Origin of the sequence: Nocardiopsis sp. NPDC006938, from assembly GCF_042869555.1 — a bacterium.
In the GTDB taxonomy this organism is placed as follows: Bacteria; Actinomycetota; Actinomycetes; order Streptosporangiales; family Streptosporangiaceae; genus Nocardiopsis.
This window is the reverse complement of the sequence record NZ_JBIAGA010000007.1, coordinates 221,229-247,403: the sequence shown is the minus strand read 5'-3', so window position 1 is coordinate 247,403 and position 26,175 is coordinate 221,229. Positions and strand designations below refer to the sequence as shown.

At 72.4% G+C, this 26,175-nt stretch carries 24 protein-coding genes; 6 read left to right on the top strand and 18 right to left on the bottom strand.

Features of this window, described 5'->3' with window-relative positions; genetic code table 11:
* Window positions 1-665 precede the first annotated feature (665 nt).
* The 5 genes from ACFYL4_RS13855 to ACFYL4_RS13835 form a co-directional block, all read right to left on the bottom strand.
* Window positions 666-1,424, bottom strand: coding sequence for an SDR family oxidoreductase (locus ACFYL4_RS13855; protein WP_357768676.1), 759 nt, complete (start codon window positions 1,422-1,424; stop codon window positions 666-668).
* A gap of 122 nt (window positions 1,425-1,546) precedes the next feature.
* Window positions 1,547-2,311 carry an enoyl-ACP reductase FabI gene (fabI, locus tag ACFYL4_RS13850; protein ID WP_357768678.1) on the bottom strand — a complete coding sequence of 255 codons (765 nt, stop codon included), beginning with the start codon at window positions 2,309-2,311 and terminating at the stop codon, window positions 1,547-1,549.
* 54 nt (window positions 2,312-2,365) lie between these two features.
* Window positions 2,366-3,070 (bottom strand): 3-oxoacyl-ACP reductase FabG, encoded by a 705-nt coding sequence (gene fabG / locus ACFYL4_RS13845; RefSeq protein ID WP_357768680.1) that lies wholly within the window; start codon window positions 3,068-3,070, stop codon window positions 2,366-2,368.
* Between the two features lie 228 nt (window positions 3,071-3,298).
* Window positions 3,299-3,958 carry a response regulator gene (locus ACFYL4_RS13840; protein WP_387518586.1) on the bottom strand — a complete coding sequence of 220 codons (660 nt, stop codon included), beginning with the start codon at window positions 3,956-3,958 and terminating at the stop codon, window positions 3,299-3,301.
* A complete protein-coding gene (locus tag ACFYL4_RS13835; protein ID WP_387518585.1) occupies window positions 3,933-5,240 on the bottom strand; it encodes a sensor histidine kinase in 1,308 nt (435 codons plus the stop codon). Before ACFYL4_RS13835 ends, ACFYL4_RS13840 begins: the two co-directional genes overlap by 26 nt.
* A gap of 345 nt (window positions 5,241-5,585) precedes the next feature.
* Between ACFYL4_RS13835 and ACFYL4_RS13830 the strand changes: the two genes are divergently transcribed.
* The 3 genes from ACFYL4_RS13830 (at window position 5,586) to ACFYL4_RS13820 (ending at window position 10,790) form a co-directional block, all read left to right on the top strand.
* Window positions 5,586-6,350: an ABC transporter ATP-binding protein gene (locus ACFYL4_RS13830; protein WP_387518584.1), complete on the top strand. Its 765-nt coding sequence runs from the start codon at window positions 5,586-5,588 to the stop codon at window positions 6,348-6,350.
* A gap of 5 nt (window positions 6,351-6,355) precedes the next feature.
* A complete protein-coding gene (locus tag ACFYL4_RS13825; protein ID WP_387518583.1) occupies window positions 6,356-9,094 on the top strand; it encodes an ABC transporter permease in 2,739 nt (912 codons plus the stop codon).
* A 103-nt stretch (window positions 9,095-9,197) separates the two neighbouring features.
* Window positions 9,198-10,790: an MFS transporter gene (locus tag ACFYL4_RS13820; protein WP_387518581.1), complete on the top strand. Its 1,593-nt coding sequence runs from the start codon at window positions 9,198-9,200 to the stop codon at window positions 10,788-10,790.
* Window positions 10,791-10,796: 6 nt separating this feature from the next.
* Here the strand turns inward: ACFYL4_RS13820 and ACFYL4_RS13815 are convergent, their stop codons facing one another.
* The 5 genes from ACFYL4_RS13815 to ACFYL4_RS13795 form a co-directional block, all read right to left on the bottom strand.
* Complete coding sequence (locus ACFYL4_RS13815; RefSeq protein ID WP_357768692.1) at window positions 10,797-11,090, bottom strand: hypothetical protein; 294 nt, start codon at window positions 11,088-11,090, stop codon at window positions 10,797-10,799.
* Between the two features lie 306 nt (window positions 11,091-11,396).
* Entirely contained in the window at window positions 11,397-11,654 is a 258-nt protein-coding gene (locus ACFYL4_RS13810) for a hypothetical protein (RefSeq protein ID WP_357768694.1), read from the bottom strand.
* Window positions 11,655-11,728: 74 nt separating this feature from the next.
* Entirely contained in the window at window positions 11,729-12,535 is an 807-nt protein-coding gene (locus ACFYL4_RS13805; RefSeq protein WP_387518580.1) for a polyprenol monophosphomannose synthase, read from the bottom strand.
* A 140-nt stretch (window positions 12,536-12,675) separates the two neighbouring features.
* Window positions 12,676-13,482 (bottom strand): DeoR/GlpR family DNA-binding transcription regulator, encoded by an 807-nt coding sequence (locus tag ACFYL4_RS13800; RefSeq protein ID WP_387518579.1) that lies wholly within the window; start codon window positions 13,480-13,482, stop codon window positions 12,676-12,678.
* A gap of 58 nt (window positions 13,483-13,540) precedes the next feature.
* Window positions 13,541-13,675 (bottom strand): hypothetical protein, encoded by a 135-nt coding sequence (locus ACFYL4_RS13795; protein WP_387518578.1) that lies wholly within the window; start codon window positions 13,673-13,675, stop codon window positions 13,541-13,543.
* A 102-nt stretch (window positions 13,676-13,777) separates the two neighbouring features.
* Here ACFYL4_RS13795 and ACFYL4_RS13790 point away from each other — a divergent pair, with 102 nt between their 5' ends.
* Window positions 13,778-14,557 (top strand): 4'-phosphopantetheinyl transferase family protein, encoded by a 780-nt coding sequence (locus ACFYL4_RS13790; protein ID WP_387518577.1) that lies wholly within the window; start codon window positions 13,778-13,780, stop codon window positions 14,555-14,557.
* Between the two features lie 22 nt (window positions 14,558-14,579).
* Here ACFYL4_RS13790 and ACFYL4_RS13785 read toward each other — a convergent pair whose 3' ends face one another.
* A complete protein-coding gene (locus ACFYL4_RS13785; RefSeq protein ID WP_387518576.1) occupies window positions 14,580-15,734 on the bottom strand; it encodes an acyl-CoA dehydrogenase family protein in 1,155 nt (384 codons plus the stop codon).
* 265 nt (window positions 15,735-15,999) lie between these two features.
* Here ACFYL4_RS13785 and ACFYL4_RS13780 point away from each other — a divergent pair, with 265 nt between their 5' ends.
* Window positions 16,000-16,968 carry a LysR family transcriptional regulator gene (locus ACFYL4_RS13780; RefSeq protein WP_387518575.1) on the top strand — a complete coding sequence of 323 codons (969 nt, stop codon included), beginning with the start codon at window positions 16,000-16,002 and terminating at the stop codon, window positions 16,966-16,968.
* Between the two features lie 27 nt (window positions 16,969-16,995).
* Here ACFYL4_RS13780 and ACFYL4_RS13775 read toward each other — a convergent pair whose 3' ends face one another.
* Genes ACFYL4_RS13775 through ACFYL4_RS13760 form a run of 4 tightly spaced genes read right to left on the bottom strand, consistent with a single transcriptional unit; the run spans window position 16,996 to window position 21,009 of the window.
* Window positions 16,996-17,463 carry a hypothetical protein gene (locus ACFYL4_RS13775; RefSeq protein ID WP_387518574.1) on the bottom strand — a complete coding sequence of 156 codons (468 nt, stop codon included), beginning with the start codon at window positions 17,461-17,463 and terminating at the stop codon, window positions 16,996-16,998.
* A complete protein-coding gene (locus ACFYL4_RS13770) occupies window positions 17,460-18,077 on the bottom strand; it encodes a hypothetical protein (protein WP_387518573.1) in 618 nt (205 codons plus the stop codon). The genes ACFYL4_RS13775 and ACFYL4_RS13770 overlap by 4 nt, the downstream gene beginning before the upstream one ends.
* Window positions 18,074-19,108, bottom strand: a complete 1,035-nt coding sequence (locus ACFYL4_RS13765) for an enediyne biosynthesis protein UnbU (protein ID WP_387518572.1) — start codon at window positions 19,106-19,108, stop codon at window positions 18,074-18,076. Before ACFYL4_RS13765 ends, ACFYL4_RS13770 begins: the two co-directional genes overlap by 4 nt.
* Entirely contained in the window at window positions 19,105-21,009 is a 1,905-nt protein-coding gene (locus ACFYL4_RS13760) for an FG-GAP repeat domain-containing protein (RefSeq protein WP_387518571.1), read from the bottom strand. The genes ACFYL4_RS13765 and ACFYL4_RS13760 overlap by 4 nt, the downstream gene beginning before the upstream one ends.
* Window positions 21,010-21,231: 222 nt before the next feature.
* Here ACFYL4_RS13760 and ACFYL4_RS13755 point away from each other — a divergent pair, with 222 nt between their 5' ends.
* Complete coding sequence (locus tag ACFYL4_RS13755) at window positions 21,232-23,673, top strand: ABC transporter (RefSeq protein WP_387518570.1); 2,442 nt, start codon at window positions 21,232-21,234, stop codon at window positions 23,671-23,673.
* A gap of 110 nt (window positions 23,674-23,783) precedes the next feature.
* On the opposite strand, the gene ACFYL4_RS13750 is transcribed toward ACFYL4_RS13755, so the two are convergent.
* Genes ACFYL4_RS13750 through ACFYL4_RS13740 form a run of 3 tightly spaced genes read right to left on the bottom strand, consistent with a single transcriptional unit; the run spans window position 23,784 to window position 26,011 of the window.
* Window positions 23,784-24,551, bottom strand: coding sequence for an ABC transporter permease (locus tag ACFYL4_RS13750; RefSeq protein ID WP_387518569.1), 768 nt, complete (start codon window positions 24,549-24,551; stop codon window positions 23,784-23,786).
* Between the two features lie 44 nt (window positions 24,552-24,595).
* A complete protein-coding gene (locus ACFYL4_RS13745) occupies window positions 24,596-25,579 on the bottom strand; it encodes an ATP-binding cassette domain-containing protein (RefSeq protein ID WP_387518568.1) in 984 nt (327 codons plus the stop codon).
* Between the two features lie 54 nt (window positions 25,580-25,633).
* Window positions 25,634-26,011 carry a DUF3052 family protein gene (locus ACFYL4_RS13740; RefSeq protein ID WP_387518567.1) on the bottom strand — a complete coding sequence of 126 codons (378 nt, stop codon included), beginning with the start codon at window positions 26,009-26,011 and terminating at the stop codon, window positions 25,634-25,636.
* Between the last annotated feature and the right edge of the window lie 164 nt (window positions 26,012-26,175).

Here is a 26,175-nt window from a genome sequence, read left to right as displayed (position 1 = left end):
TTCAAATGACCGGCTAGCCTGTCCTTGACCTGATCGAGGTCAGCGGTAGTCGGTGCCTCAGCGGCCCACGAAGAGCGTCGGACAACCCAACTGAGTGCTCCCACGGGCAATGCTAGAGCTGCCACAATGCCAGCGACCCATCCGCCAGCTTCCCAACCCGAACGGCTGGCCGGTCCTCCACCCAGCCATAATGCTGCCCCCAACGCACCCACAACTGCGAGTGCGGACCCTACAGCGACCACAGTGGGCACAATCCGCGTCAGTCTAGCTACCATGCTGCTGATTGTGCCCTACATGAAGTCATCCCGGCCATGGAGGGAAGTCTGTATCAGAGAAACGGCACAAAGGTGTGGGTTTCGAGAACTGGATAACACTCTTCGCCGAAGATCCGAGTAGCGGCGAGTGCACCGAGAACCTCGCGAGGTGCCTTCGGACGCCGCCATCGGCCCGTGTGTGCTCCGTTTGTGCTCCGCAGTTCTGGACCGGGACGTCAGCGGGCGACACGACGCGGCACATGACTGTGCCGTACTCGGATGGCGCCGGACACTCGACACGGGGCGACACCCGGGCGCCGGACTTCTCATCCGATGGTCTCCGCGCATGGGAAACCCGGGCGCCCACAGGACGCCCGGGTGGGGCCGACTGCCCGGGAGGGCCTGGCCGGGTCAAACCTGGTCGAGGAAGCCGCCGTCGACGACCAGGTTCTGGCCGGTGACGTAGGTGGCGGCGGGGCTGGCGAGGAAGGCCACCGAACGGGCCACCTCCTCCGGGCGGCCCAGGCGGCCGTAGGGGACGCGCTCGCGCACGCTCTCGTAGAAGTCCGGGTCGCTGTCGCGGCGCCGCTCCCAGCCGCCGCCGGGGAACTCGATGGGCCCCGGCGAGACCGTGTTGACGCGCACGCCGTCCGGCGCCCACTCGCGGGCGAGCGACGACGCGTGGTGGTTCAGGGCCGCCTTCACCGCGCCGTAGGAGCGGGCTCCGGCGGGCGTCGTCACGTGCAGGGCCGAGGTGGTGGAGACCAGCACCACGGCGCCGCGCTCGGAACCGATGAGGAAGGGCCGCGCCGCCTCGGTGAGGCGCACGAACGGCATGAGGTCCGCGTTGAACCCCCGCTCCCACTGGTCGGGGGTCGGCGCGCTCCCCCCGGACACGTTGGAGACCAGCACGTCGAGGCCGCCCAGCTCGGAGGCGGCGTCGTTCACGAACGACGGCAGCGCGATGTGGTCGGTGACGTCCAGGGCGCGGGTGAACACCTTCGCGCCGGTCGCGGACAGCTCGCGCGCCGCCTCCCCGAGGGCCTCCGGGCCGCGCGCGCAGATCGCCAGGTCGGCGCCCTCCTCGGCGAACACCTGGGCGATGGCGCGGCCGATCCCCCTGCTGGCCCCGGTCACCACGACCCGCGCTCCCGACAGTCCCAGATCCATACCGTCCGCCTTCCGAAACGACACCGTGCCGCCGGTTCCCACACGTGTACCGGCGGGGCAGATGGTACCGGTGCGGCGAACACACGTGTGGGCGGCGCCCCGCTCGGGGCACCGCCCACGGATCAGGCTCCGGTGGAGTGGAACCCGCCGTCGACGTGCACGATCTCGCCGGTGGTGGCCGGGAACCAGTCGGACAGCAGGGCCACGACCGCCTTCGCGGCGGGCTCGGGGTCGCTCACGTCCCAGCCGAGCGGCGCCCGCTCCGGCCAGTGCCGCGCCAGTTCCTCGAACCCGGGGATGCTGCGGGCCGCCATGGTGCTCAGCGGACCCGCCGAGACGAGGTTGACCCGGATGTTCCGGTCCCCCACGTAGCGGGCCAGGTAGCGCGCGGTGGAGGTCAGCGCCGACTTGGCCACGCCCATCCAGTCGTAGACCGGGTAGGAGACGCTGTTGTCGAAGTCCAGGGCGACGACCGATCCGCCCTTGTCCATGAGGGGCAGCAGCGCGGTGGTCAGCGACTTCAGCGAGAACGTGGAGGTGTGCATCGCCTGGGCGACGTCGTTCCACTCGGTGTTGAGGAAGTTGCCGCCCAGGGCCCCCTGGGGGGTGAAGCCGATGGAGTGCACGATCCCGTCGAGACCGTCGACGTGTTCGCCGACCCGCTCGGCCAGGCTCGCCAGGTGCTGGTCGTCGGTGACGTCCAGCTCCAGGACGGGCGGTGTCTCGGGTAGGCGCTTGGCGATGCGCCGCACCAGGCCCATGCGTCCGTAGCCGGTGAGCACGACCGTGGCGCCCTGCTCCTGGGCGAGGCGGGCGATGTGGAAGCCGATGGAGGAGTCGGTGAGCACCCCGGTGACGAGGATGCGCTTACCTTCGAGGATTCCCATGGTGGGATGGTCCGTCCTGTGTGTGGCTGGGGTGGGGCTGGTGGTCGTTCCGGCTCAGTGGCCCATGCCCAGTCCGCCGTCGACGGGGATCACGGCGCCGGTGACGTAGCCGCCGCCGGGACCGGTGAGGAAGCCCACCGTCTTGGCGATGTCGTCGGTGGAGCCGAGACGGCCCAGCGGGACGTTCTTCTTGATCTCCGCCTGGCGGTCCTCGCTGAGGGCGGCGGTCATGTCGGTCTCGATGAAGCCGGGGGCGACGACGTTCACGGTGATGTTCCGGGAGCCCAGCTCGCGGGCGAGGGAGCGCCCGAAGCCGACGAGACCGGCCTTGGAGGCGGCGTAGTTGGCCTGGCCGCCGGAGCCGAGCAGGCCCACGACGGAGGAGATGAGGACGATGCGGCCGAAGCGCTTGCGCATCATGCCGCGCACGGCGCGCTTGGCCACCCGGAAGGAGCCGGTGAGGTTGGTGTCCAGGACGGAGGAGAAGTCGTCCTCGCTCATGAGGGCGAGCAGCTGGTCCTTGGTGACGCCAGCGTTGGCGACGAGCACCTCCACGGGGCCCTGGGCCTCCTCGACCTCCTTGAAGGCGGCGTCGACCTGGGCGGAGTCGGTGATGTCACAGCGCACGCCGAGCAGGCCCTCCGGGGGCTCGCCGGAACGGTAGGTGACCGCCACGTTGTCCCCACCAGCCGCGAGCTCACGGGCGATGGCCAGACCGATCCCTCGGTTGCCACCGGTGACCAGTACCGAGCGCGACATAGGGGCTCCTCTTCTCTGCGGCTGTTGAACAGCCACGACGTGATGTTCCGGGTGCGGATCGCCTTGCAGGTTACCGAGCTACCGGCCGGTAGACGCAACCGAGGCGGGTGGGGGCGCCTTCCGGGACGATCCGGGCGTTCGCGGGCGGCGCGCAGCCCCCGGTGGCGGGGGGATGCGGTTCGGTACGCGCGACGGGGTGAGGCCGGTCACCCGTGCCCGTCGGGGGTCTCAGGCCCAGCCCGCGTCGTGGGCGAGGATCGCCGCCTGCACCCGGTTGGACATCTCCAGCTTGGCGAGGATACGGCTCACGTGCGCCTTGACGGTGGTCTCGCGCATGTCCAGCGCGCGGCCGACCTCGGCGTTGGACTTGCCCTCGGCGACGGCCACCAGGACCTGGCGTTCACGCTCGCTGAGCACCGAGAGCCGGCGCAGGGCCTCGGTGCGCCCGGCCGCGGAGTCGGCGGGCGCGGGGGAGGCGAAGCGTTCGAGCATGCGCTTGGTGACGCTGGGCGCGAGCATCGCGTGGCCCTCGTACACCGTGCGCACCGCGTTGATGAGTTCCCGGGGCGGGGTGTCCTTGAGCAGGAAGCCCACCGCTCCGGCGCGCAGCGCGGCGTGCACGTACTCGTCGAGGTCGAAGGTGGTGAGCAGGACGACCCGGGGCGCGTGCGCCAGGGTGTTGAGCCGCGCGGCGGCGGCCAGTCCGTCGGTGCCGGGCATGCGGATGTCCAGCAGGACCACGTCGGGGGTGAGCTCCTCGGCCAGGCGCACGGCCTCCTCGCCGTCGCTGCCCTCTCCGACCACCTCGATCCCGGGGTCGGCCTCCAGGATCATCCGCAGGCCGGACCTGACCAGGAGTTCGTCATCGACCAGGAGCGTGCGGATCACCGTCGGTGCCCTCTTCCTCGGCTTCGGAGCTGTTGGCGTCGGGGGCCGTGTCCTCCCCCACCGGCAAGATAGCGCGCAATCGCCATCCTCCGTCCGGGCACACCCCCGAGCTGAGCTCTCCTCCGGCCAGGACGACGCGCTCGCGCAGGCCGGTCAGGCCGAACCCGCTGCGCGGCGGCGCGTGGACCGGCGCGGTCGCCGGGTCGTTGGCCACCTCCACCTCCAGCCGGTCCTCGCCGTGGTGCAGCCACACCTCCACGGGGGCGCCGGTGGCGTGTTTGGCGGCGTTGGTGAGCCCCTCCTGCACGATCCGGTAGGCGGTGCGCTGGACGGAGACGGGCAGGGGCCGGACCCGCCCGGTCTTCTCCCATCTCACCCGCATCCCGGCCCCGCGCCACTCGGCGACGAGCCGTTCGAGGTCGCCCAGGACGGGCTGGGGTGCGGTAGGGGCGGTGTCGGTGTCCTCGTCGCGCAGCACCCCGAGGATGCCGCGCAGCTCCGAGAGGGCCTCGCGCCCGGTGGTGCGGATGAGCCCGGCCGCCTCGACGGTGCGGGGGTCGGCGGTGGAGACCTCCAGTCCGCCCGCGTGCAGGACCATGAGGCTGACCCGGTGGGCGACGACGTCGTGCATCTCCCGGGCGATGCGGGTGCGTTCGGCTCCGATGGCCTGTTCGGCGAGCATGTGCTGTTCGCGTTCCAGGCGTTCGGCCCGTTCCTTCAGGCGGTCGATGAGCTGGCGCCTGGTTCCGATCCACAGTCCGCCGATGACCGGCACGACCAGGTAGAACACGGCCAGGACGACGAAGCCGACCGGGGTGGAGTGGTAGAGGGCGCCGAGGCTGAGCAGGGAGACCGTGAACCAGCCGACGAGGGGCGTGCGGTCGCTGAAGTGCGCGGGGTAGGAGTACAGGCCCACCATGAGGGGGACGGGGTTCCCGTACAGGACCAGCATGAGCAGCCCGGCGACCATCAGCCACGCGGGTCTGCTGCGGCGCCACAGCATCGTGACCGAGGCCAGCGTGCCGGGGAGGGCGTAGGCGAGGAAGCCCGCGAGGACGGCGGAGCGGGGATCGTCCACCAGGGCCATGCCCATGTCGAACGGCGTGGCCAGCAACCCCGGGCCGGTGGCGGTCCCGGCGAGCATCATCAGCCCGCTGAAGGGCAGCGTGAAGAGGGCGTAGCACCAGTCGGCGACGCGCAGGCGGCGCTTCCACCACCAGTGCCAGTTGTGGCGCAGCAGGGCGCCGAAGTCACGCAGGCGATCCTGCGACCACGTCTTCATCCGCCAGAGTCTACGGTGGCACCTCGCCCGGGGGTCGTCCGTTCGGCCGACCCGGAGCGCCGACCCGACGAAAGTGACTCTGGCGACGTTCTCGCAGTTCACGGCGGTTTCGAGCACGGGCGGGCGCTGCGCGCGGCGGGCGCACCCCCTACGAAAGTCGGGGGTCGGCCCTGACGAAGGAGTCCCGAACCCGCCCCATGTCATGCCTTTGGCCGGGGTGAGGATCAGCCCGGAGGCCGAGGTGGCGGAGGGCGTCGGGGATCTAGCGTGAAGGAACACGCCGAGGAGCACGGGGGCCACCCCGCTCACCGGCACCCGCCTTTCCCGATCTCTGGAGTTGTCGTCGTGACCGAGTCCGCTGTGAAGCCCACGTCCCCGGTCCAAGCCCCGCCGGTGGTGGTGGCTCGGGGGCTCACCAAGACCTACGACACCGGCGGCAGCCAGGTGCACGCCCTCGCCGGTGTGGACGTGGAGTTCCACCGGGGCGCGTTCACCGCGATCATGGGCCCCTCCGGGTCGGGCAAGTCGACCCTGATGCACTGCCTGGCCGGGCTGGACGTCCCCACCTCCGGCACCGTGCACCTGGGCCGCACCCAGATCACGGGAATGCGTGACGCCGAGCTGACGCTGCTGCGCCGCGACCGGATCGGCTTCATCTTCCAGTCGTTCAACCTGCTGCCGATGCTGACCGCCGAGCAGAACATCCTGCTCCCCTCGCAGATCGCCAAGCGCAAGGTCGACCAGCAGCGCTTCGACCACATCATCGACGTGGTGGGGCTGCGCGACCGGCTCGACCACCTGCCCACCAAGCTCTCCGGCGGGCAGCAGCAGCGCGTGGCGGTCGCCCGCGCCCTGCTCAACGCCCCCGAGGTCGTCTACGCGGACGAGCCCACCGGCAACCTGGACTCCCGTTCGGGTGCCGAGGTGCTGGCCTTCCTGCGCGACTCGGCCAAGGACCTGAACCAGACCATCGTCATGGTGACGCACGACCCGGTCGCGGCCTCCTACGCCGACCGCGTGGTCTTCCTGCGGGACGGCGGCCTGGTGGACGAGGTCCACGCGCCCACCGCCGAGGTCGTCTCCGAGCGCCTGCTGAAGCTGGAGGCCTGACCTCCATGCTCCGCACCACACTCGCCGGGCTCAGGCTCCACAAGTCCCGGTACGTCACCACCGTCCTGGCCATCCTGCTGGGCGTCATGTTCGTGTCGGGGACGCTGGTCTTCGCCGACACCCTCAAGGCCAGCTACGAGAAGTCCGTGATGGGGTCGGCGACCAGCGTCGACGCCATCGCCGTCCCCGAGGCGGAGGAGGGTGAGGACGAGGACGGCTTCCCGCTGGAGCCGGTTCCCTTCACCGACTCCGTGCTGAACGAGATCCGCGCCCTGCCCGAGGTCGCCGGGGCCGACGGCCTGGTCCGGGGCGAGGCCGTGCTCCTGGACGCCGAGGGCCGCGCGTTCGGCTTCACACCTCCCGCCGCCATCGCGTTCGGCGAGACCAGCCGGTTCTCCGCCAACGAGGGCGAACTGCCCTCCGCCGACGACGAGATCGCGCTGGCCACCTCGACCGCCGACCAGACCGGCTTCGAGGTCGGTGACACCGTCACGGTGCTCGACCCCGAGCAGGAGAAGCGCGAGTTCACCGTCACCGGCCTGGTCGACTTCGGTGTCGACCCGAGTTACAGCTTCGGCGGCGCGGTGGTCTTCGCCCCGGACACCGTCCAGGGGATGACCGGCGCCTCGGGCTACTCCGAGATCGACGTGCGCGCGGCCGAGGGCTCCACCGACGAGGACGCCGCCGAGGCGGTCGCCGCCGTGACCGGTACCGAGGTGCAGACCGGCGCGGCCTTCGGCGAGGAGATGGCCACGAGCGCGGGCGCCCAGACCGAGGTGCTGCGCGTCGCTCTGCTGCTCTTCGGCGTCATCGCGATGTTCGTCGCCGGGATCGTCATCTACAACACCTTCGCGATCCTCATCGCGCAGCGTCAGCGTGAGCTGGCCCTGCTGCGTTGTGTGGGCGCCAAGCGCGGCCAGGTCTTCCGTTCCGTGCTGGGCGAGTCGTTCGTGGTGGGCCTGGTGGCCTCCGCGCTCGGTGTGCTGGCCGGTGTGGGCGTCGGCGCGGCCGGTGCCCGGTTCGGCGGGCAGCTGATGGGGTCCGACGTCACCGCGTCCGTGGTGGTCAGCCCGACCGCCGTGATCGTGGGCCTGCTGGTCGGCACCCTGATGACCGTGTTCTCCGCGCTGGTTCCGGCCACCCGGGCCACCCGTGTGGCGCCGCTGGCCGCCCTGCGCACCAGCGCCACCGCCTCCGGGCTGGAGAAGGGCACCGGATGGGTGCGCGTGGTGTTCGGCCTGCTGGCCTTCGCCGCCTCCGCCGGGCTGGTCGCGCTGAGCCAGGGCATGGGCCCGGACCCGAACGGCCTGTTCGTCGTGACCGGTGCCGCCCTGATCGCCTTCGTCGGCGTGGTCGTCCTCGGTCCCCTGCTGGTGCGCGGCATCGTCAGGGTGGTCGGCGTCCCGCTGCGGCGGGTGGGCGTTCCCAGCATGCTGGCGGTGGACAACTCCACCCGGAGCCCGCGCCGCGCGGCGACCGCGATGATCGCGCTGACGGTGGGCGCCACGCTCATCACCGGCTACTCGGTGATCAGCACATCCTTCGAGTCCACGCTGACCAAGCAGCTCGACGAGCAGTTCCCGGTGGACTACCAGATCAGCGCCCAGTACGCCCCGGAGGGGCAGAACGCCGCCGCACCGGAGGAGGGCGTCGACGGCGCCGAGGACGGTGCCGAGGGCGCCGTCGAGGGAGAGGGCCCCGAGGACGCGGCCCGGGCGGCCCAGGAGGGCGACCCTGTCGAGGGTGCCGTCGAAGGCCCCGTGGAGGAGACCGGCCCGGAAGAGGGAGTCTCCGAGGACGCGGTCGAGGAGGAGAGCACCGAGGCGCTCGTCCCGCAGGAGGTCCAGGAGAAGCTGTCCGAGAGCCCGCTGCTCGAGAAGGTCATGGCGCAGCGTTCCACCTTCATCGAGGACGACTCCGACCCGACCGCCATGGGTCTGCCGGTGATGGCCTACTACGGTGCCGAGATCGGCGTCGACATCAAGGGCGAGACGGTCGAAGGCGACCTGGCCGACCTGGAGTCGGGCAAGGTGGTCGTGACCCAGACCTACGCGGAGGGCCGGAGCGTGGGTGACACGTTCACCGTTCCCGCCCCCAGTGGGGACCTCGATCTGGAGATCGCCGCGATCGCCGAGGACGGTGCCGCCTTCTGGGGCGCGGTCGTCACCTCCGAGGACTTCTCGGCGGCCTTCCCGGAGATCAGGGACAGCCAGTTCCTGCACCTGCGCGCCGCCGACGGCGCCGACGCGGCGCAGGTGCGCGAGGCCGTCTACGCGGCGGTCGACGAGTACCCGATGGTGCAGGTCATGTCGGTCGCGGAGATGAAGAACCAGTTCTCCGAGATGATGAACATCGCCTTCTACTCCATCGCTGCGATGCTGGGCCTGGCGATCATCATCGCGGTGTTCGGTATCTCCAACACGATGGCGCTGTCCGTCCTGGAGCGCACCCGGGAGTCCGCCCTTCTGCGGGCGCTGGGCCTGGGCAAGGGGCAGCTGCGCCGGATGCTGAGCGTCGAGGCCGTGCTGCTGTGCCTGATCGGCGCGGGCATCGGCATCTCCCTGGGCGTGCTGTTCGGCTGGGCGGCCGGTGCCGCGGTCCTGCCGGGCCTGGTGTTCAGCGTCCCGGTCGCGCAGATCGCGGTGTTCATCGCGATCGCCGTGCTGGCCGGGCTGTTGGCCGCGGTCCTGCCCGCCCGGCGGGCCGCCGGGACCTCGATCACCGGAGCGCTCGCCAGCGAGTAGCCGGCGGTCAAGACCGCACAGGACGACGAAAAGTCGGCGCGGGCCCCCTCCTCCGGGAGGGGGCCCGCTCCTATGGTGGCGGTAGTCCTGGGAGGTGTGTCGTATGAGTGGTTCGGTGCCGGTGCCCGCCGGTCAGGTGGCGTGGGGGACGCCCGCGGCCCGGTGGATGCTCACCGCGACGGTCCTGGGTTCGGGGATGGCGTTCCTGGACTCCACGGTGGTGACGGTGGCGCTCCCCGCGATCCAGGGGGACCTCGGCACGGGGTTGGCCGGGCTCCAGTGGATCGTCAACGGGTACATGGTCACCCTCTCCGCGCTGATCCTGTTGAGCGGCTCGCTCTCGGACCGGTTCGGTCGGGTGCGGCTGTTCATGGCGGGTGTGACGGTGTTCGCGCTGGCGTCGGCGCTGTGCACGTTCGCGCCGGACCTGGGGTGGCTGGTCGCCGGGCGGGTGATCCAGGGGGTGGGCGGCGCGCTGTTGACCCCGGGGAGCCTGGCCATCCTCCAGGCGGGTTTCCGGGAGGACGACCGGGCGCGGGCGATCGGCGCGTGGTCGGGCCTGACCGGTGTGGCGGCGGCGGTGGGGCCGTTCGTCGGCGGTTGGCTCGTGCAGATCGGTGACTGGCGCCTGATCTTCCTCATCAACCTGCCGGTCGCGGTCGTGGTGCTGCTGATCGCCCGGTTCCGGGTGCCGGAGTCGCGGGACACCTCCAGCCAGGGGCGTTTGGACTACGGCGGGGCGCTGCTGGGCGTGGTGGCGTTGGCGGGCGTCACGTACGCGCTGATCCAGTGGGGCGCGGTGGGTCCCACCCCCGCCGTGTGGACCGGCGCGGTCGTGGGTGTGGCGGCGCTGGCGGTGTTCGTGTTCGTGGAGGCGCGCACCGCCTCCCCCATGCTTCCGCTGGGGCTGTTCCGCTCCCTGCCGTTCAGCGTGACCAACGGGGCCACGGTGCTGATCTACGGTTCGCTGGGTCCGCTGCTGTTCCTGTTGGTGATCTTCCTCCAGGAGGTGGCGGACTACTCCCCCGTCGCCGCCGGGGCCGCGTCGTTGCCGATCACCTTGTTGATGCTGCTGTTGTCGGCGCGATCGGGCAGGCTCGCCTCGCGGATCGGGCCGCGGACGCAGCTGGTGGTCGGTCCCCTGCTGCTGGCCGTCGGGTTCGCGGTGCTGTCCCGGCTGCACGGCGACGCCCCGTACCTGACCGGGGTGCTGCCGGGGGTGCTGCTGGTGGCGCTGGGTCTGTCCACGACCGTGGCCCCGCTGACGGCCACCGTGCTCGCCTCGGTTCCGGAGCGGCACGCGGGGCTGGCGTCGGGGGTCAACAACACGTTCGCCCGGGGCGCGCAGCTGATCGGGGTGGCGGCGGTACCGGTGCTGGCCGGAATCGGCGGGTCCGGAGGCCAGGGGGCGGGGTCGCAGGGGCACTCGGCGTCGCTGGCGACGGGGTTCGGCACGGCCATGCTGATCCTCGCGGGCCTGTGCGTGGTGGCGTCGTTGTGCGCCCTCGTGCTGCCGCGCGGTCGGATGCCGGAGGCGGCCGAGGCGGCGGGGCGGGGTTCCCTGCCCGAGGAGACCAGTGCGGTGGAACCGCTCGGCGAGGAGCAGCCGGTGCGGTTCTGCGGCGTGACCGGCCCGCCGCTGCGCTCCTGTCCGGGGTCGACCGCCGGGAACGGCGGCGGCCGTACGGAGCGCTGAGGACGGTTAGGTCCCGTGCCCCTCCGGGGGCCGGTCGTTGACGGCGTCGGGGTCGAGGACCACGCTCAGCGCCTCCTCCTCGGCGCTGCGGTACCCGCCCCAGCGCTGTCGGGGGACCACGCCGGTGCGTTCGGCCCGCACCTCTTCGGTGATGCCAAGGCCGCCGCGGCTGTCGTCGTCCTCGAAGTCGTAGCTGAGGATGTCGAAGTCGGGGTCCAGTACGCGCTCTCGTTGGGCGACCTCGGTCTCCTGGGGATCGTCTCCGAGGTCCAGGTCCACGTCGTAGGGTCGTTCGGTCACGTTGTCCGCCTCCCTACCAGGGTCATCCCCGCTTTGACCTCGAAGATCACATGTGTTGGCGATCCTGTGGACAACACCCCGGGACCATGCGCGCGTCGGGTGACGGTCCGGGCGTCGCAGGACCGTCCGCGCGTCCGGGGCCCGGGCGAGGCGCCCGCACGGAGTAGCGCGGGTGCCCGGGGCCCGGGCGAGGCGCCCGCGCGGAGTAGCGCGGGTGACCGGCGGCGCCGGTGCGGCCCCCGCCGCCGGGAGACGGCGGACGCGGCCGGGCCCCGGGAACGCGGCGGTTCCCGGGGCCCGGCGGGCTCAGGACTCGTCCTCCTCGTGGACCGCCTCCGCCTCGGCACCGGGTTCGTCGAGCTCGAAGTCCTCGCGCGGGATGACGTCGTCGCGCTCCTCCCGCACCTCCTGGTCGATGCCGCGCTCGGTGGCGGCGCTCTCGTCCTCGAAGGTGTACCCGTACACGGGCGCGTCCGGGTTCTGGCGGCTCTCGGCCTCGGCGATCTCGCTCTCCTGGGGGTCCTCCCCCATGTCGGCGTCCACGTCGTAGGGCTGTTCGGACATGTGGTCCCCCTCGCTCATCGTCCCGACCCCCGCAGGATCGCAGGTGAAGGGGCGCGCGCCCAAGGGGGACACGGTCAGCGTCTGGCGTTCTCCGCACGGCGCAGGCGCAGCGGGCGCAGCGCCGCCTCCAGGGCGACCGCCCCGTCGAGCTTGCTCTGGCCGACGACGCGGTCCTCGAAGTGGATGGGGATCTCCATGATCTTCTGCCCGCGCCGGAACGCCCGGTAGTGCATCTCGACCTGGAAGGCGTAGCCGGTGCTCTCGATACTCGCCAGGTCCAGGACCTCCAGGGCGGGGGCGCGCCAGATCTTGAAACCGGCGGTGACGTCCTGGACGGGGATCGACAGCACCCGCTTGACGTAGGTGTTGGCCCACCCGCTGAGCAGGCGGCGGCGCAGGCCCCAGGCCTGGGAGAGGCTGCCGCCGGGCACGTACCGGCTGCCGATGACCACACCCGCGTTGGTGGAGTGCAGCGTGCCCAGGAGCTGGGGGACGTACCCCACCGGGTGGCTGAGGTCGGCGTCCATCTGCACGACGTACTCGGCCCCGTCGGCCAGGGCACGGGTCATGCCTTCCACGTAGGCGCGGCCGAGCCCGTCCTTGCGGGTGCGGTGCACCACGCAAAGCCGACCGCCGAGCTCCGCCGCGAGCTTGTCGGCGACCTCGCCGGTGCCGTCCGGGGAGTTGTCGTCCACCACGACGACCCGCAGCCGGGGCAGGTCCAGCGCCATGAGCTGCGCCACCAGGACCGGCAGGTTCCCGGCCTCGTCGTAGGTGGGCACGACCACGGTCAGGGCCGAGCTCCGCCAGGGCTCGGGCAGCGCCACCGGTTCGGGGGTGATCCGCACCGGAGCGGTCGGGGGCGTCGGGTCGGTGGGCATGCGCGGCGACTCCTGGGGTGGGTGGACGTCGGGTCTGGCAGGGGGCGTCCAGGATCACTCATGGAACGCTCACCACACAATAGGTGTGGCCGGTACGGTACGCGCCTGCCTCCAGGGCCGGACCGCGGGCCCCCGGTACGTCACTGGCCGCGTTCGCCGGCGACCACGGTGACGTGGACGAGGGCTCCGGTCTCCTCCAGGGTCATCAGCACCTCGGGGTCGGCGCTGCTGTCGGTGACCAGGTGGGCGATCTCCTCGGGGGCGACGGTCGGCACCATGGTGTCCGCGCCGACCTTGGTGTGGTCGGCGAGCACGATGGTCTCCTCCGCGCAAGCGGACAGCGCCCGGTCCACGCTGGCCACCGCGGGGTTGGGGGTGCTCAGCCCGCGATCGGCGCTGACCCCGTTGCCGGACAGGAAGGCGCGGTTGACCCGCAGGCCCGCCAGGGACTCCTCGGCGGCCGTGCCGACGAGCGCCCGGGTGGGGGCGTACAGGGTGCCGCCGGTCATCACGACCTCGATCCCCGTGGCCCCGGCGAGCACGTCGGCGACCCGGAGGGAGTTGGTGACGACGGTGAGGTCGCCGTGGCCCAAAAGCGCCCGGGCGAAGGCCTCGGCGGTGCTGCCGGGACCGATGGTGACGGCGTCGCCGGGACGTACCAGGCGGGCCGCGACGGCGGCGATGGCGGCCTTCTCGGCGGCGCACTGCCCGCTCTTGCCCGCATAGCTCTGTTCGTGGCCGATCCGGCCGGGCAGCGCCGCTCCGCCCCGGCGGCGGTCGAGCAGGCCCTCGGCCTCCATGGCGCGGACGTCGCGCCGGACGGTGACCTCCGAGGCGCGGACCTTGGCGGCGAGGTCGCGCAGGGACATGCTGCCGTTGGCCCGCACCAGTTCCAGGATGCGTTCCCGGCGTTCGGCGGCGAAGGCGGGACGGCTCTCTTCGGTCATGGGTACGGGCCCACCCTTTCCGTGCTGGTCGTGGCGCACGGCGGGGGGCCGCGCACACCTAGAGTACGGAGCGGTCCCGGGTGGGGTGCGCCTCGCCCTCCGGCCTGTCGGAGAGGAGGGTGACGAGGAAGAGCACGGTGAGGGCGACGAGGCCGACGAGTGCTCCGGCACCGAGCATCATGACGACGGACATCTGGGCCTCCAAGGGGGCGGGCTGACCTGCCACTTACCGGATGCCCCGTTTGGCTTGGGCTCACACCACCGATCGCCGGGAAGATCGGCGACAATGGGGGGCATGACGCTCAGCTCCGCGCCCCTCGACTCCACGGTGTGGTGGGCCCACACCTCCTCCGCGAGCGAACGCCTGCTGCGGTTGCTGGACCGCTCCGAACGCGAACGCCAGGAGCGCTTCCGGCTCCAGGCCGACCGCGACCGCCACCTGCTGGGGCGGGCCCTGTCCCGGCTGGTCCTGGCCGACCGGACCGGCTGCGCCCCGGAGCGGGTCGCCTTCGAGCTGCGCTGCCGGTCCTGTGAGGACAAGGCGCGGACCGGCGCGCAGGCGCCGCCGGGCGTGCGCGAGGAGCCGCACGGCAAGCCCGTGCCCACGGGAGCCGCCCTGGGGTGGGAGGTCTCGGTCAGCCACTCCGGTGAGTGGGTGGTGCTGGCCCTGGCCCGGGAGACGCCGGTGGGCGTGGACGTGGAACGGGTCTCGGAGGCGCGGGACCTGGCCGGGTTGGCCGGGTACGCGCTGGCCGACAGCGAGCAGGAGGCGTGGAAGGCCATGCCCGAGGCGGACCGGACGGCGGCGTTCTTCGGCTACTGGGCGCGCAAGGAGGCGCTGCTCAAGGCGACCGGGCTCGGACTGTCCGGCGGTCTGCGCCGGGTGGCGGTCAGCGCTCCGGACGCGCGGGCCCGGCTGCTGTCCTGGGAGGGCGGCGGCGGCCCGGGGGCGGCGTGGCTGTCGGACCTGGACGGGGGCCCGGAGTACCGCGCGGCGCTGGCGGTGCTCACCGATCGCGAGGTGCGGTTGACGGTGCACCCCGCCGACCGCACCGCCGACCTCCTGCGGGGGTGACCGGACCGGCCCCGGCCGGGCGTCAGCCCTCCTTGGCCAGGTGGCGGCTGATCACCAGGCGCTGCACCTGGTTGGTGCCCTCCACGATCTGGAGCACCTTGGCCTCGCGCATGTAGCGTTCGACCGGGAAGTCACGGGTGTACCCGTAGCCGCCGAACACCTGGACGGCGTCCGTGGTGACCCGCATCGCGGTGTCGCTGGCCATCAGCTTGGCCATGGCGGCCCGCTTGCCGAAGGGGCGGCCCGCGTCGCGCAGGCGTGCCGCGGACAGGTAGAGCTCCCGCGACGCGGCGACCTGCGTGGCCATGTCGGCCAGCAGGAAACCGATCCCCTGGAAGTCGCCGATCGCCCCGCCGAACTGCTGGCGCTCCCGGGAGTAGGAGACCGCGGCGTCGAGCGCGGCCTGGGCCAGCCCCACCGCGCACGCGGCGATGCCCAGGCGGCCGGAGTCCAGTGCGGCCAGGGCGATCCCGAACCCCTTCCCCTCCTCCCCCACCAGCGCGTCCCCGCCCAGCTCGACGTCGTCCAGGAGCACGCCCGCGGTGGGCGAGGAGCGCATGCCCATCTTGTGTTCGGGTGCGGCCGCCCCGAGCCCGGGGGTGTCCGCCGGGACGTGGAAGCAGCTGATGCCGCGCGGGCCCGAGTCCGGGGCGCCGGTACGGGCGAACAGCGTGTAGTAGTCGGCCCGGCCCCCGTGGGTGATCCACGCCTTGGCGCCGTTGACCCGGTAGCCCTCACCGTCGCGTTCGGCCCGGGTGGTCATCGCGGCGGCGTCGGAACCGGAGGAGGTCTCGGACAGGCAGTAGGCGCCCAGGAGTTCGCCGCCGACCATCGCGGGGAGGTGGGCGGCCCGCTGCTCCGCGCTACCGAAGGCGGCGAGCGGGTAGCAGGAGAGCGTGTGGACGCTGACGCCCAGGCCGACGGCGAGCCAGCCCCGGGCCAGCTCCTCCACGACCTGGAGGTAGACCTCGTAGGGCTGGTCGCCGCCGCCGTACTCCCCCGGGTACGGGAGCCCGAGCAGTCCGGCCCGTCCCAGCGTGGTGAAGACGTCGCGGGGGAAGACCGACCCCTCCTCGTCCCCGGCCGCACGCGGGGCGATCTCCTTGTCCACGAGTTCCCCGGTCAGCTCCAGGAGCTGTTCGGCCTCGGGTGTGTGCAGCGTGCGTTCGACCGCCATGAACTCTCCCACTGTCGCGCGCGCAGGTGCGCCTCGGACCGACCGGCTCCGCGGGTTCCCGTCGAAGTAGTAGGTCGTCCAACTATATGGTGACGCACGGCACCTTATCCCAACGAACCACGCGGAGGGCGCGTCAGGCCCTCCGGAACGGCCTCGTTGGACGAACACCGCCCGACAGGGACACATCACCAGACGGGACGCGCGCCCCACCGCGCCCGACCCCCACGTCTGTACACGGAGGCCCCCGGCGGCCTAGATTCCACGCATGGACCTCGAACTCCGCCATCTCCGTACGATCTGCCTCCTGGCCGACACCGGCAGCGTCACGAAGGCGGCCGCAGCGCTGTCCACGTCGCAGCCCGCGCTGACGACGCAGTTGCAAAGGATCGAACGCGAGGTGGGCGGGCCCCTGTTCCACCGGGGGCGCTCGGGCGTGCGCCCCACCGAGCTCGGCGATTTCGTCCTGGTCAGGGCCCGCGCGGTGCTCCTGTCCATGGACGACCTGACGCACGACATCACGGCGCGCGGGGCCTCGCCGAGCACGCTGCGCGTGGGCGGGGTCGGCCCGCTCACCGTGGAGCTGTCGGCCCGGCTGCCCGAGGTCTTCCCCGGCGTCCCCGTGCACGTGCGCACCGAGTACTCGCCCAAACTGGTCACCGACCTGGTACGGGCCGGCCGGCTGGACCTGGGCACCACCATCGACTACGTCGACCGCGACCTGCCCACTGACGGCCCGCTGGCCTGGGCGATGCTCGCGGTCGACCCCCTGCACGTGGCGCTGTGGGCCGACCACCCGCTGGCGCGGGAGACCTCCGTGCGCCTGGAGGACCTCGCCGAGTGCCCGTGGGCGCTGACCCCGCCGGACGGCACGGGGTGGCCCGAGTGCTTCTACCTGGCGTGCCAGCGGGCCGGGTTCAGCCCCGAGGTGCCCTACCGGCTGTACGAGAGGTCGGAGATCCGCGACCTCATCGCCCGCCGCCGGGCGGTCGCGCCGTGCCAGGCGGACTTCGAGTCGGGTCGAGGCGTGGTCGTCCGACCGCTGGAGGGGGCGCCCATACAGCTACGGCACCTACTGGTCTGGCGCCGCGACAGCCCGGTCGACCAGGCCTCGGACGGCGTCGCCCGGATCGCCCGCGAGATCCTCGACCGCACGCCCCTGGGCGGTGCTCCCCACGGGAACCGGTACGCGCACGACGCCGACGAGCGCCCGACCGTTCGGCCCGACCGTCCGTGACCGGTGGGTCAGCACCGCCTCCGTCCCTCAGGTCCCCGGACCGCCCGGGGGCGGCGCGGCCCGCCCCGCCCGGCGCGCCCGCACCAGAGTCACCGTCGACCAGGCCGCCATCGCCCCGCCCACCAGGATCAGCAGGGCGGTGGTGATCCACTCGTAGGACCCGTCCGGGTGATACACCCGCGTGACCGAGCCGATGTCCACGGCGGCCGCGCTGCCTCCCAGCGCGCAGTCGCCGTCCCCGCCCGCAAGGAACACCCCGGCGAGCTCCACGCTCCCGTCGTCGGAGCGGTAGTCGCCGACGCACGAACAGGACTCGTGCCCCAGGTGGCTGACGCACTCGACGGAGCTGGCCGTGAACCGGCCGGGATCGCCCTCCCCGCGCGCCACGTTCACCGCGCGTTCGGCGTTCCCGGCACCGAGCCAGACCACGAGCACCGCCAGGACCAGCACCACCAGCGGGAAGGCGGCCGGACCGCGGCCGCCCGCGACCCTCACCGGCCCGTCCCCGACGGGTCGGTGCCCCCGACCGCGTCCGCGGGTGCGGCCGGTCTGACCGGATGGGCGCACGCGCACACCCTCTCCTCCCGCTCCTCGGGACCGGGCCGGGAGTGCAGGTACATGGCCACGACCATCGGCGCGAAGACCACCGCGTTGTAGAACAGGTGCAGTTCCAGGCGCGGTGCCACCAGCTGGATGAGGCTGGTGGGCGCCTCCCGGCCCGCGATGTTGGTCCCGCCCAGGGCCTGGACCAGGAGCAGCAGGTGCTCGAAGTGGTGCCAGACCTGAATACCGGTCGTGATCTTCCACCAGGTCCGTGAGCGTCCGGTGAAGCCCGGCATGAGAATCAGCAGCCCCACGAGCATCACCAGGGCGTAGCCGTAGTGCATCCACTCCGAGGTCACCAACCACGGGAACGGGATACCGAGCACCCCCCGGGCCTCCTCCAGGGGCCAGTCCAGGACGTACACCTGGACGGCCTGGACCAGGTGTTCGGCCCAGTGGGCGACCACCACCACCATGAACAGCCACAGGCAGGTGCGGTGGTGCCGGGTGTTCATGCCGTCGAGCCCCCGGCGGTACCCCCTGGCCATGTGCTCCCGTACGGTCATCGGTCACTCCCTGCGAGTGTCGGGGCGGCGGAGGCGCCGCGTGTGAGGAGGGGTTCGGCGAGCAGGAGCGCGCCGCGCAGCGCGCACACGATCACCAGGGCGAAGAAGAGCCCGAACACGACGTGCCAGGTGACCAGCAGGCCGTAGACCGCGGCGACCGCCACCCCGAAGACCACCTGGTTGCGCGGCCGGTGGGGCGTCGTCCCGGGGTCGGTGATCATGTAGTTGGTGAACAGGATGAAGGCCAGCCCGGTCATCGGCAGCAGGGCCGCGACCAGCGCGTGGTCCAGGATCAGCCACCGCACCACGGCCTGGGCCGCGAACCCGCCGACCCAGCCGAGGATGAGGGGCCAGCGGCCGCTCAGCCGCACGTTCAGCATCGTCCCGGCCATGAGGACGCCCAGCGGCAGCAGCCAGTCGAGGGCTCCGGTGATGTTGTTGGTGAAGTGGTAGGGCGGGGCGATCCCGACCCAGGGGAACAGCACCAGCGTGACCGCGATGCCGAAGTTGGACGGGTTGAGGAAGTGCCTCCTACGCCCCTTCACGGGGATGCGCAGCAGGTGCTTGCCGACCACGGCGACGGTGATCGCGAACAGGTAGGGCCAGAGCGACTCGTTGCCGAACAGCAGGATCGCGCAGGCCAGACCGGCGATGTGGGTGGGGAGCAGATAGGTGACCAGCGCACCCGGCCCGCCCGCGTACCCGGGGGCGCGCCCCTCGGCGCGCGCGCCCAGGGTCTCCATCACCAGGTCGACCGCGTAGCCCGTGAGGACGGCCGCGACGGGTGTGATCGGGGACTGCTCGAAGCCCAGGAGCAGGTGCCCCAGGACCGTGAAGACGGTGATGCTGGTGGCGAACATGCGCAGCGCCATGACGCGCCGGTCGGGGCCGGTCCGCGCCCCCGGGGCGGAACCCGGGGCGGACGGCGCGGGGGAGGGCCCGGTCGCGGCGGCCGCGCTCTCCTGGTCGGGTCGGTCCGCTGCGGGACCGGCGGAGGGGTCGGGGGGCGTACCCGGCCGTGTCACTGTCATCGGGCGGTCACCGTTCCGTCGTCGTCGAGCTGCAACGTGTGGGTCCCGGGCCCCAGGTCGGCGTCGGCGGTGTGCACGGCACCGTCGGTACCGCGCCACGAGACGCTGACCGGGAGGGTCCCGGTCTCGGGAGCGGCCAGGTGCAGGAGGTCGGCCGACACCCCCGTGTGACCGTTGGCCGGGAAGAGCTGTCGGGTCTGGTCGGGCGCTCCGCCCTCGCGGACGGTCACCCGCGCGCCCAACGCGGGCCGCCACTCCCCCTCCGCCGCGCTGGCGGGGACGAGCAGACGCAGGTTGATACCGGGCGGGGCGTCCGGGGCCTCGTTGATCAGGACCCGGGAGTCCTCCCACTGGTTGGCGACCAGGACGTCGAGCAGGCCGTCCCCGTTGACGTCCCCGAAGGCGAAGGCGCGGGAGACGTCGGGGACGTCCAGCCCGAGCTGGGCCGCGGCGTCCGAGTAGCGGCCGCGCTCGTCACGCACCCAGAAGGGGTTGTGCTCGTGTCCGGACAGGTCGTCGCCCGGCTGGAAGTTGGGCCAGGCCCAGGGGTAGCGCAGGAGCTCGTCGTTGGCCAGGGCGAGTTCCTGGAGCTGCGGCCAGCGGTCCGTGTCGCCCTTGAGGAACCCGGTGGCCTGGAACAGCTCGTCCGTGCCGTCGTTGTCGAAGTCCCCCGCCCGGACGTCCCAGGACCACCCGCTGCGCGAGAGGCCGAGCGCCTCGCTCTCCTGCCGGTAGGGCACCCGCCCCTCCAGGAGGTCGGCGCCCTCCCCGGTGGGCACGAACGCGAAGTTGCTCTCCTGGAGGGCGTACTCGCTGGTGATGTTGCTGACCACCATCGTGGGCAGCTCGGCTCCCGCGTCGTAGGTGAAGGTCACCCCCATGCCCTTGAACGAACCGTTGCCGAGGACGCTGGACTTGGGAGTGAACATGTCCCGGTCACCCCGGACGGCCTCCAGGGACAGCGCACCGGGCTCGGACCGGTTGACGAGCAGGTGGTCATTGCCGAAGTCGTTGGCCAGGTAGACGTCGGGGAGCGCGTTGCCGGTCAGGTCCTGGAACCCGAAGGCCAGCGTCCACCCGGTGGTCGCCGCCTCGGGCAGGGCCGTGCTGGCATCGGTGAGGACCGGCGGGGTGTCGGGCTCCCCCGTGGGCTCGGTGAGCAGGATGCGGTTGCGCCCGGCGTTGGCGGCCAGCCCCATGCTGTCCTGCATCTGCATGCGGGTCTCGTCGTCGGCGCCCGGGTCCAGCACGCGGGCGCCGTCGGGGAAGTAGTTGCCGACGACGATGTCCAGGCTGCCCGAACCGTCGAGGTCGGCCACGTTGAGGGCGGTGGTGTTCCAGACCTGCATGGGCTGGACCAGCTCGTGGGAGGTGAAGTCGTCCGCGGTCGGCGGGCCCTGCCCGTCCCCGGTGTTCAGGAACAGCACCGGGGAGCGGCCCCAGTAGTAGACGATCAGGTCGGTGTCACCGTCCTCGTCGATGTCGGCGGGCACACAGCCCATGGGCGCCATCGTGGCGTCGTAGGGCAGGTCGGGTACGAGCTCCACGACCGGGTACTCGTCGGCTCCGCTGCCGGGCACCGACCGCAGGGTGACGCTGTCGTCGCGTGGGTCGACCAGGCAGGCGTCGGCCGGCCGCCCCAGGTCGCGTAGGTCGGTCAGGGCCACCGCCGCGCCCACCGCGGAGATCCAGCCCCGGAAGTGCTCCAGGTCCGGGGCGACCTCGCGCTCGCTGCGGGCGTCGCGGGGTGCGGAGTTCAGGTCGAGTGTCGTGAAGGAGAACGGGGCGGCCAGCTCGGCGGCCTCCGCCTCGTCGGGGGTGGGCCGGACCGTCATCACGGCCAGTCCGACGACGAGCACGACGGCGAAGGCGACCCTGGCCAGGAGGAACGTCAACCTCATCGGGTTCTCCTTGGAGAGGACGGGAGTGTCCTCGGTGGTCGTTGGGACACGCCCATCGTGGGTCGCGGCGGGGGTGCCGTCCTCTTCCGGATTGCTGTTCCGGCCGGTTCCGCACGGGGGAAGAAGAACGGGGCGCGGGCCGGGAGGAGAGCAACCCAGGAGAAGGGGGCGCGTCCTAGGCTGGACGATCGGTGTACACGGAAAGTGATCGGGAGGCCGCCGGTGGCGGAGACGACGGAGGGGCACCGGAGCGGTGGTCCCGACCTGCTGCGGGTGCGCGGTGCCCGGGTGCACAACCTGCGCGGGCTGGACGTGGACCTGCCGCACCGGGCGCTGGTGGCGGTGACGGGGGTGTCGGGTTCGGGGAAGAGCTCGCTGGCGTACGGCACCGTCTACGCGGAGGCCCAACGGCGCCACCTGCAACCGCTGTCGGCGTTCACGCGCCAGCTGGTGGGCGGTTCCCTGCGCCCCGAGGTGGACTCGGTGACCGGGGTGTGCGCGGCGGTGTCGGTGGCGCAGTCCCGGGGGTCGACCAACCCGCGCTCCACGGTCGGCACCGCCACGGACGTGCACGATTACCTGAGGTCGCTGTTCGCGGCCACGGGCAGCTCCGACGGGTCGGCCGGTCCCCCCGAGATGACGGCCCGGGCGTTCTCCTTCAACTCCTCGGCGCACGCCTGCCCGGAGTGCGACGGGATGGGCACGGTCCCGCTCGGAGACCCGGGGCTGGTCGTGCACGACCCCGGGCTGTCGCTGGCCGAGGGGGTGCTGCGCCCCTGGCAGGACTCCCGGGCGGCGTTGGAGCACGAGTTGTCGCTGCGCTTCGCGGAGTCCCTGGGGGCCGACCCGTCGACGCCGTGGGCACGGCTGGACCCGGAGGTGCGCAGGCGGCTGCTGCACGAGGAGGGCGCGGCGCTGCGGGCGGAGCTGACCATCCGGGGCACCCCGACCGTGCGGGAGACCCGGTTCCAGGGCGTGGTGCCCTGGCTGGCCACGGCGCTGCGGAACGCGTCGGGCCAGGCCGCCCGCGACCGGGCGTCGCGGTTCATGTCCGACCTGACGTGCGGGGCCTGCGGAGGCGGGCGTCTGTCCCCCGCCCAGCTGTCGGTGCGCGTGGCCGGGCACACGATCGCCGACGTGTGCCGGATGGAGATCGGCGACGCCCTGGCGTACGCGGACGCCCTCACCTCGGACCCGGCGGTCCCGGCCGGGGCCGCCCAGGGGGTGGCGGAGCTGCGCACCCGGCTGGACCACCTGGTGGGGGTGGGGTTGGGCTACCTGACCCTGGACCGGTCGGTCCCGTCCCTGTCCGGCGGGGAGGCGCAGAGGGTCCGGCTCGCCACCCACCTGGGCATGGAGATGTTCGGGCTGATGTACGTGTTCGACGAGCCCTCCGCCGGACTGCACCCGCGTGACACCCGTCTGCTCCTGGACGCACTGCGCCGGCTGAGGGACCAGGGCAACACGGTGCTGGTGGTCGAGCACGACCTGGAGATCGTGGCCGCCGCCGACTGGGTGGTGGAGGTCGGGCCCGGGCCCGGCGCGGACGGGGGGCGCCTGGTCTACTCGGGCCCGGTGTCCGGCCTCGGGTCCGCGCCGGGTTCGGCGACCGCCCCGTTCCTGGCGGCCCGGAGCTCGGACGCCTCGGCGATCCGCCGGACCACGCCGGACCCTGGCTGGGACTTCGCGGAGTTCACCGGCGCGGAGGCCCACAACCTGCGTTCGGTGTCGGTCCGGTTACCCATGAACGCGCTCACGGCGGTGACCGGGGTGTCGGGGGCGGGCAAGAGCTCGCTGCTCGGCCACGTGGTCGGGCCCGCGATGGCGGCCGCCTCGGGGGACACCACCCGCCCGGCGCCACGGTGTTCGGGTGTGTCGGGCCTGGACGGCGTCCGCAGGCTGGTGACCGTGGACCAGTCGCCCATCGGACGCTCGCCCCGGTCCAACGTCGCCACCTACGCGGGGGTGCTGGACCGGCTGCGGAAGATGTTCGCCGCCTCCCCGGAGGCCCGCGAGGAGGGATTGGGCGCGGGAGCGTTCTCCACCAACAACCCGGGCGGGCGGTGTCCGGCCTGCGAGGGCGCGGGCGTGGTTCAGGTCGAGATGTTCTTCCTGCCCGACGTCCAGCTGTCGTGCGAGGTCTGCGGGGGCCGCCGGTTCACTCCCGCGGCCCTACGGGCGACGGTGCGCGGGTACACCGTGGCGGACGTGCTGGACATGACGGCGGCGCGCGCGGCGGAGGTGTTCTCGGACGTGAGGGGTGTGGCGGGTCCGCTGCGCTCCCTGGTGGACGTGGGTCTGGGCTACGTCCTGCTGGGCCAGTCGGCCACGACCCTGTCCGGCGGTGAGGCGCAGCGGGTGAAGCTGGCCCGGGAGTTCGCCGGGGGCACCGCCCCGGGCACCGTGTACCTGCTGGACGAGCCGACCAACGGGCTGCACGCGGCGGACGTGGCACGGCTGGTGACGGTGCTGCGGGAACTGGTGGCGGGGGGCGGGACAGTGGTGACCGTGACCCACGACGCCTCGGTGATGGCGGACGCGGACTGGATCGTGGAACTCGGAGACGGCGGCGGGGCCAGCGGAGGCAAGCTGGTCGCCCAGGGCGTGCCGGGCGCGGTGGCCCGTGAGGGGACCCACACCGGCGCCGTGCTGGCCCGGCTCTGACACGGTGCCCGGGTTCCCTTCCACGGGGGCCGGAGCACGGCGTCCTTCCCCGGCCGCGCGGCCGGGGAAGGACGGGATGAGGGGGAGGACGGGATGAGGGGGACGGGCGGTCAGACCGGCGAGTGACGCATCGAACGCACACCCACCAGGAGACCGATCCCGGCGACCACCAGTGCGGCCACGACGCCCCACCCGACGTCGGCGGTGAGAATCTCGCCGGAGAACAGGGCGCGCTCCGCGGTGACGACGTAGGTGAGCGGGTTGAACGCGGCGACGGTCGCCAGCCACCCGGGGCCGACGTCGACCGGCAGCAGGATGCCCGACAGGATCAGGACCGGGAAGAGCAGGGTCTGCTGGATGCCCCAGAAGGCCCAGTCCTGCCTGCGGACGGCGATCGCCAGGGCGTAGGAGAGGGCACCGAGCCCGATGCCGAGCACCCCCAGGAGCAGGACGCCCAGGACGGTGCCCCACAGGTGGGGGGAGAACCCGAAGGGCATGGCCACCAGGACGATCACCAGGGCCTGGAGCACCAGCGGCGCGAACTCCTTGAGCGCGCGCCCCACCAGCATGGAGCCGCGGGACATCGGGGTCACCATGAGGCGTTCGTGCGCACCGGTCTGGATCTCGGTCAGCAGGTTCGACCCCATGGTGGAGGTACCCACCAGGCTGATCATGACCATGATGCCGGGGACGAACCACTGGAGGGCGCTCTGCCCGCCGAAGACGGCGTCGTCCACGGCGCCGCCGAGCAGCGGGCCGAACAGCCCCAGGAACACCAGGGGTTGGATGAGGCTGACCACGAGGAAGAGGGGTCCGCGCAGGATCGGCCGGAGCTCGCGGCTCGTGACGGTCGCGATGTCGGTCAGTAGTTTGGGCATGGATCGGTCCTTAATCTCCGGGGCGACGGGGGTGGGGCGGCGGATCAGTCGCCGTCCTCGGACCGGTACCGCTGGTCGCCCTCCCGGAGGGAGCGCCCGGTCAGTTCGAGGAACACGTCGTTGAGGGTCGGCTCGGCCGCGGTGAGCCTGCGGGCCTCGACACCGGCCCTGCCCAGGGCGCGCAGCAGGACCGGCACCGTGGTCTCACCGCTGTCCGAGCGCAGCCGGAGGGTGTCGCCGTCCGCGTGCGCGTCCCGCACGCCGTCCAGCTCCGCCGCGATCTTGGCGGCGCGCCGGGCCTCGTCGGCGCCGTCGAGGCCGACGGCGATCCGGTGGCCCACGTGGTCGCGCTTGAGCCGTTCGGAGCTGGCGTCGGCGATCACGCTGCCGTGGTCGATGACCAGGACGCGCTCGGCGTGGGTGTCGGCCTCCTCCAGGTAGTGGGTGGTGAGCAGGATGGTGGTGTCGAACGCCGTGCGCAGGCGGGCGACGTGTTCCCAGAGGTTGGCCCGGTGGTGCGGGTCCAGGCCGGTGGTCGGCTCGTCGAGGAACAGCAGCGGGGGGCGCGGGACGAGTCCCAGCGCCAGGTCGACGCGGCGGCGCTGGCCACCGGACAGGGAGCGCACGGGGCGCCTGAGGACGGCGCCCAGGTCGAGCATGTCGACCAGTTCCTCGGAGCGGCGGCGGATCTCGTCTCGGGGCAGTCCGTAGGCACGGCCCTGGGCGTGGAGTTCGTCGTCCACGCGCTGCTCGTGCGCGGCGCCGTTTCCCTGCCCGACGAAGCCGATCCTGCCGCGGACGCCGGTGGGGTCGTCGGCGACGTCCACGCCGTCGACGGCGGCCGTGCCCGAGGTGGGCGGGACCAGCCCGGTCAGGACCCGCAGCGCGGTGGACTTGCCCGCGCCGTTGGGTCCCAGCAGCGCGACGATCTCACCCTTCGCCACGGAGAAGGTGACGTCCCTGAGGGCGTCGACGTGCTGGTCCCGGCCGACGCGGAACCTGCGGCTCAGCTTGTTGACACGAATCATGGTGCTCCTGGGTCGGGCGCACGGCGCCGGTTCCGCCGCGCGCGGGAACGGCGGTCAGGACCGCTTGACGCGGTTGGCCGACCAGCCGTCGCTGAGGGAGACCCCGTAGACCGCCTTCCAGCCCGCGTTGACGGCCTCCTCCATGACGACGGTCCGGTTGAGTTCCCTCTTGCCGCCGCCCTTGGGGTAGGAGAGCCAGACCACGGTGGTGTCGGGGACCCCGGGCAGGTGCTCGGCCAGGTTCTTGCGCAGTTCCTCCAGCGTCTCGGAGAACAGGTGCAGCAGGTCCGGGGCGGCCCCCGGTTCCTCGGTCACCTCGGCGCCCGCGGGCAGCTCGCCGAGGAGGTCGGCGTAGTCCTCGGGCGCACCGTGCGCGACGACCAGGAAACCGGGCTTGACACCGAGTTTCGCGGCTCCGCTTTTCTCTGCCATGAATTCCTCCTGGTGAATGCGCTCGACCCTTTCGTTGCAGCCTGTGAAAGGAGTCGTCCGGGGTGGTCGGATTCTCACGATACCGCTCGGGAACCCCTACGCACCGTGTTCGACTTCTCCTGGATTGCGCTCCTGTGAAGCGCCCCTCCCCCACGACTTCGACC